2 protein-coding genes are annotated in these 2,363 nt (G+C 76.5%); both read left to right on the top strand.

Annotation, left to right across the window (positions count from 1 at the left end; all coding sequences use genetic code 11):
- Positions 1-71: 71 nt before the first annotated feature.
- Positions 72-944, top strand: coding sequence for an alpha/beta hydrolase (locus ACWD4B_RS35650; RefSeq protein ID WP_451424661.1), 873 nt, complete (start codon positions 72-74; stop codon positions 942-944).
- The gene (locus ACWD4B_RS35645) at positions 937-2,067 is read left to right on the top strand and encodes an acyltransferase family protein (protein WP_451424660.1); all 1,131 of its coding nucleotides are present in this window, start codon (positions 937-939) and stop codon (positions 2,065-2,067) included. The genes ACWD4B_RS35650 and ACWD4B_RS35645 overlap by 8 nt, the downstream gene beginning before the upstream one ends.
- The last annotated feature ends 296 nt before the right edge of the window (positions 2,068-2,363 follow it).

Genomic DNA, 2,363 nt, shown 5'->3' with positions numbered 1-2,363 from the left:
CGGCGGCTCCGACGTACTGCTCGCGGAGCTGGCCGTCGAGGGCGTGGCCGAGCCGACCGGGTTCTGGACCGATGCCGGCCGCCTTCTCCCCCGCCGACGGCCCCGCCACCCGCTACGCGGCCAACCGCGCCACCATCACCGAGGCCGCCCGCATGGCCGACGCCCACGGCGACCACGGCCGGGCGTCCCGGCTGCGGGCGTTCGCCGACCCCGCCCGGCACTTCCTCTCCTTCGACGCCCGCGGCAGCGGCCGCGCCGTCGAGGTCCTCGGCGACCTCCCCGCGGCCGACCGCATCGCGGTCCTGGTCCCCGGCGCGGACACCACCCTGGACACGTACGACACCCACGGCGGCACCCCGTACAAGACCCTCGGCGGCAGCGCGGCAGCGCTCCGCGACGAGCTGCGCCGCCAGGACCCGGCGGCCCGGGTCGCCGTCGTCGCCTGGCTCGGCTACGCGACGCCGGGCACGGTGAGCCCGGAGGTGGTGACCACCGGGCGCGCGGACGAGGCGGCTCGCGAACTGCGCGCGTTCACCGGCTCGTTGCACCGCATCAACAAGAACGCGGCGATCTCGCTCCTGGGCCACTCCTACGGCTCCGTGGTGTGCGGCCGCGCCGCGAGCGGGCTCGCGGTCGCGGACATCGCCCTGTACGGCAGCCCTGGCACCGGCGCGGACAGCGCGGCGGCGCTGCGCACGCCGGCCAGGGTCTGGGCCGGGCGCGGCACGGACGACTGGGTGGGCGGCGTCCCGCACGCCAGTGCGGACCTCTTCGGCACGACCGTCGGCTTCGGCGCCGACCCCGTCTCGCCGGCCTTCGGCGCGCGCGTCTTCGCGGCGGGCGACGGCGGGCACAGCGAGTACCACAAGCCGGGTTCGCTCCCGCTGCGGAACCTGGCGCGGATCGCGCTGGGCAAGGAGCCGGTGGAGCGGTCCCATGGCTGATCTGCGCGCCCTCGTCCGGAAGATCGACGCCACGACGCCGCCCGGCCGCGACCGCGCCGTGGACGCGCTGCGCGCCGTCGCCATCCTGGGCGTCGTGCTCGGCCACTGGCTGGTCACCGCGCTCGTCGCGGACGGCGGCGCCCTGCACGGGGCGAGCCCGCTGGAGCAGATGCCGTGGCTGACCCCGGTGTCGTGGGTGTTCCAGACGCTGGCCGTGTTCTTCCTGGTCGGCGGCCACGTGGCGGCGAAAGGATACGCGTCGGCCCGCGCCCGCGGCACGGGCTACGGCCCGTGGCTGGCGGCCCGGCTGGCCCGCCTGTTCCGCCCGGTCGCGGTGCTGCTCGCCCTGTGGACCGTGACGGCGGCCTGCATGCTCGCGGCGGGCACAGGCCTGGAGACGGTCCGCACCCTGCTGCAACTCGTCCTGTCCCCCCTGTGGTTCCTGCTGGTGTTCGCGGGGCTCACGGCGCTGACGCCGCTGGTGCGGCGGCTGCACCCGGTGTGGCCGCTCGCCGTGGTGGCGGCGGTGGACCTGGTCCGCTTCGGCCTGGGCGGGCCCGCCTGGCCGGGCTGGGTGAACGTGGCGGCGGGCTGGCTGGTCCCGTACTGCGTGGGGGCCGCGTGGGCGCGGGGCGCCTTCGCCTCGCGGCGGAGCGGCTGGGCCCTGCTGGCCGGCGGTACGGCGGCGACGGCCGCGCTGGTCGCCTGGTGCGGCTACCCCGCCTCCATGGTGGGCGTCCCCGGCGCCGCGGTCTCCAACCTCAATCCGCCGACCCTGGCGGCGGTCGCCTTCGGCCTGGCCCAGTGCGGCGCGGCCCTGCTGCTCCGCGAGCCCCTGCGCCGCGCGCTGCACCGGCGCCCGGCGGCGTGGGCGGCGGTGGCCCTGACGAACCTGTCGGCGATGACGGTCTTCCTGTGGCACCAGACGGCGATGATGGCGGTCACCACGACGGGTCTGCTGGCGGGCTCGTACCTGCCGGGCCTGCACACGGCCCCGGACGGCCTCGGCTGGCTGCTGGACAGGCTCACGTGGATGCCCGCGTTCGCGATGGCACTGCTGCTGTGCTGGTCGGTGTTCCGCGTGTACGAGCAGGTGGGGCCGCGAACCCCCGTCCCCGGGTAGGCGGGGACGGGGGCCGGTCGGCCGGGAGCGCACGCCCTATCGATCCCCCCGTGCTCGGTACGGCGCGGCTTCCCGTTGCTCATCAGCCTGCCGGACGGCCTGCTTCCGCGCGATAGGAAGAAATTCCTAGGGCGTGTCCGCGGATCCTCGCCCCGTCAGGGGCGCGGGGCTGTAGACATATGCGGCTCCGCCGCGTGGGCGCGACCAGCCACAGCGCACCCGCAGATGACGTGCCGCCTCGGGGTGGTGCGTCGGCTGCAGGCCGTCGGTGGCTGGTCGCGCCCACGCGGCGGAGC

It is taken from the genome of Streptomyces sp. NPDC002536 (assembly GCF_053594995.1).
The sequence above is the reverse complement of the archived record's forward strand: the minus strand, read 5'-3'. Positions and strand labels throughout refer to the sequence as shown.

Bases quoted from the DNA above. Each gene is read 5' to 3' on its own strand.
- ACWD4B_RS35650 (WP_451424661.1), top strand. From the start codon at position 72: ATGCCGGCCGCCTTCTCCCCCGCCGACGGCCCCGCCACCCGCTACGCG.
- ACWD4B_RS35645 (WP_451424660.1), top strand. From the start codon at position 937: ATGGCTGATCTGCGCGCCCTCGTCCGGAAGATCGACGCCACGACGCCG.